The 3,354-nt window shown below is 68.6% G+C and carries 4 protein-coding genes; all 4 read left to right on the forward strand.

The window, feature by feature from the left end; genetic code table 11:
• Window positions 1-220 (forward strand): DUF2141 domain-containing protein (locus AC1DU6_RS24470; RefSeq protein WP_477860245.1); only part of this gene is annotated, 220 nt, incomplete at its 5' end.
• A gap of 12 nt (window positions 221-232) precedes the next feature.
• Entirely contained in the window at window positions 233-1,711 is a 1,479-nt protein-coding gene (locus tag AC1DU6_RS24475) for a carotenoid oxygenase family protein (RefSeq protein ID WP_457324305.1), read from the forward strand.
• 189 nt (window positions 1,712-1,900) lie between these two features.
• Entirely contained in the window at window positions 1,901-2,572 is a 672-nt protein-coding gene (locus AC1DU6_RS24480; protein ID WP_457324306.1) for a PEP-CTERM sorting domain-containing protein, read from the forward strand.
• A gap of 17 nt (window positions 2,573-2,589) precedes the next feature.
• Window positions 2,590-3,204 carry a PEP-CTERM sorting domain-containing protein gene (locus AC1DU6_RS24485; protein ID WP_056196167.1) on the forward strand — a complete coding sequence of 205 codons (615 nt, stop codon included), beginning with the start codon at window positions 2,590-2,592 and terminating at the stop codon, window positions 3,202-3,204.
• The last annotated feature ends 150 nt before the right edge of the window (window positions 3,205-3,354 follow it).

Here is a 3,354-nt window from a genome sequence, read left to right on the forward strand (position 1 = left end):
GTTCAGCGTCGTGCTCAAGGATCTGCCCGAAGGCCCGCTGGCGCTCAGCCTGTTCCAGGACGCCAATGCCAACGGCCGCCTGGACATGAACGCCATGGGCATTCCGGTCGAGCCCTACGGCTTCTCCAATAACGCTGCTGGCACCTTCGGCCCACCGAAGTTCGAGCAGGCCGTCGTGACACCGGTGACCGGTGCGTCGGTCAAGGTCAAGCTGAACTGAGCGGGGACGGCCATGAGCACGACCCGTCGTTCACTGCTGACCGCGCTGCTGGCCGGCGGCCTCAGCCCCGARYTGCTGGCCCTGGGCCTGCCGGTCGATACCTTCGCTGCCGATGCGCCGGAACTCTTGCCGCTRCGTGGCTTGAATGGCGAGAACCTGGACGCCAGCGCCGTCGTTGAAGGGCGCCTGCCCGCCGCGCTGCGCGGCCGCTACTTCCGCAATGGTCCTGGCCTGATGCAACGCGCCGGCCAGCGCTACCACCACTGGTTCGACGGCGATGGCCTGGTTCAGTCCTGGACACTGCAGGACGGCCGCGCCAGCCACCGCGCCCGCTTCGTGCAAACGACCAAGTTCCGCGCCGAGCAAGAGGCCGGCCGCTTCCTGCTGCCCGCTTTCGGTACGGCCATCAAGGCCGAACTGCCGGTGCGCGGGCCCGACAGCGTCAACGTGGCCAACACCAGCGTGCTGATGCAGGGTGACCGCCTCTACGCCTTGTGGGAGGGCGGCAGCGCCTATGAGCTGGACCCGGCGACGCTCGCGACGCGCGGCGTCAAGACCTGGGCGCCTGAGCTGCGTGGCATGCCCTTCTCGGCCCATCCCAAGGTCGAGCCCGACGGCACGGTGTGGAACTTCGGCACGGCCAACGGTCGGCTGGCCGTCTATCAGCTCGATGCCGCAGGTACCGTGCGCCGCCATGCGCTGCTGGATGTGCAGGCTCCGGCCATGCTTCATGACTTCGCCGTGTCGCAACGCCACCTCGTCTTTCTGCTGGCGCCCATCACCATGGACATGGCGGCCGTGCGCGCTGGCGCCTCCATGGTCGACGCGATGCGCTGGGCCGGCGAGCAACCGACGCGCGTGCTCGTCGTCGACAAGGCCGACTTCTCGAAGCAGCGCAGCTTCGAGATGCCGGCCGTCCAGGTCTTTCACTTCGGCAATGCCTGGGACGACGGCCGCATGCTGCGCCTGGACTATGTGCAGAGCACGCCGCTGCCGGAGTTCAACGCCGGCGCCCGGCAGATCATGCGCGGCGAGCGCACGGCGCGCGACGTGTCGACGCCGCGGGTGCTGCAGATCGACCTGGCTAGCGGGCGGCTGAACATCGCTGCGCGCGACGAGGCCGTCGAGTTCCCCGTCGTCGACCCGCGAGTCGTCGCCCGGCGCCACCGCTTCGTCTGGTACCCGACGGCCATCGATATCGGCGCGCGCTGGGGCTTCAACGGCCTGATGCGGTTGGACATCGACAGCGGCGCGCGCGAGCGCTTCAGCTTCGGCAACGACACCGTCGTCGAGGAGCATGTGCTGGTGCCCAGGCCTGGCAGCACTCGGGAAGGCGAGGGCTGGCTGGTCGGCATGGGCTATGACATCCAGCGCCGGCGCAGTTTCTTCAGCGTCTTCGATGCGATGCGCCTGGCCGACGGCCCGCTGGCGCGCGCCTGGCTGCCTTACGCCGTGCCCTACGGCTTCCACGGCAAGTTCTACGCCGCTTGAACCTCAAGCCCCCCTGCTTCGAGAACGGGGCAGGGGACTCCGCATTGACAGGCTTTTGCAAGCCACCTATGGTCGYGCCGTTTGTTGAAAGCGCTTTCAGAAAGCGCTTTCACTTTCGGCGATCGGCAGCAGTTCGTCGTCGCCTCGTTTYGGGATTCCTTCCCCAGTCAACACCATGGAGACGACAACATGCTGAATCTGAAGACCTGCGTGGCGATGGCCACCCTCTTGCTGGCCGGCACCGCCGGCGCGGCCACCACCAACGCCTTCGCCAATGGCAGCTTTGAAGCCGCGGGCGGCCCGGGCCAACTCGCCGCGGGCTGGCTGACTGCCGCCACCAGCAGCCCGGCCACGCTGTCCAGTGACGCTCACTCCGGCAGCTTTGCCCTGTTGCTGAGCGCGCCCAACGGCTTTGATGCCTCCATCGCGCTCCAGGACTCCGTCGGCCACGGCGGCATGTCGGCGCTGGGTGCTGCCAATGTCGGCGACACGCCCTGGCTGAGCTTCTGGGCCAAGGGCGACGCCAGCGTCACCGGCAACGCCTTCGTCACGCTGCGCTACATGGGGGCCAACGGCATCATCGGCACGGCCCTCAACCAGCAGTTCCAGGGCCAGATCAACACCAGCAGCTGGACGCAGATCAGCTTCCAGGCCGCGGCCATTCCCGTCGGCACGACCTCGGTCTTCATCGAGATCGGCACCGCCGTCGGCCCGATCCTGGAGAACCGCGCCAACGCCGTCCTCGTCGACGACCTGCAGTTCGCCCTGAACGTCGCCGCCGTGCCCGAGCCGGGCAGCTACGCGCTGCTGCTGGCGGGCCTGGTCACCGTCGGCGCCATCGCCCGCCGCCGCCGCGCCTGAACCCGAGGAGACAAGCCATGCAAGCCAAGATTCACACCCTCTCCAGGATCGGCGCGTCGCTGCTGCTCTGCGGCCTGGCCGCCCACGCCAGCGCCGCCGGAACCGTCGTCATCAACACCTATGGCCCCGGCGATGACGTCAGCGGCTGGGCCTCACTGCTGGGCCAGGGCCAGGACCTCGCCGTCGCCTTCGATATCAGTAGCGCCACCACCATCCAGTCCATCCTCACGTCCATCGACGGCGTGGGCGGCATCACCGTCGGCATCATGGCCCGCCAGGGCGCCGTGCCCGCCGGCAACAGCTGGCTCTACAGCACGCACTTGACCGATCCCTGGGCCAACACGGCGTTGGCGCCCAGCGGCTGGAACCTGGCCGCMGGCAGCTACTGGCTGGTGACCCAGGCCGACGCCGGCTTCGCCGGCCAATGGCAGAGCGGCACCGATTCGCCCAGCGCCGCCTGGGCCTTCTCCTCGTCCGGCAGTTGGCAGGCGGTCAACACGGGCTTCACCGGCGCGCCGGCCACCCGCATCACCGTCACCAGCGCCGTGCCCGAGCCCTCGACCTACGGCTTGATGGCCCTGGGCGCCCTCGTCGTCGGGGCCCGTCTGCGTCGCAACCGCCAGCAAGGATGAATGCCATGAATCGCCAAACCCTCATCGGCGGCCTGCTGCTGGCCGCCAGTGCCATCGCTTCCGCCAGCGTCACCAGCCCCGTCATCGGCAAGCTGCTCTGGTCCGAGGAATTCAACGGCGCCAGCCTCGACAGCGCGCTCTGGTCGACCT

The organism is Roseateles sp. P5_B10, from assembly GCF_056400485.1.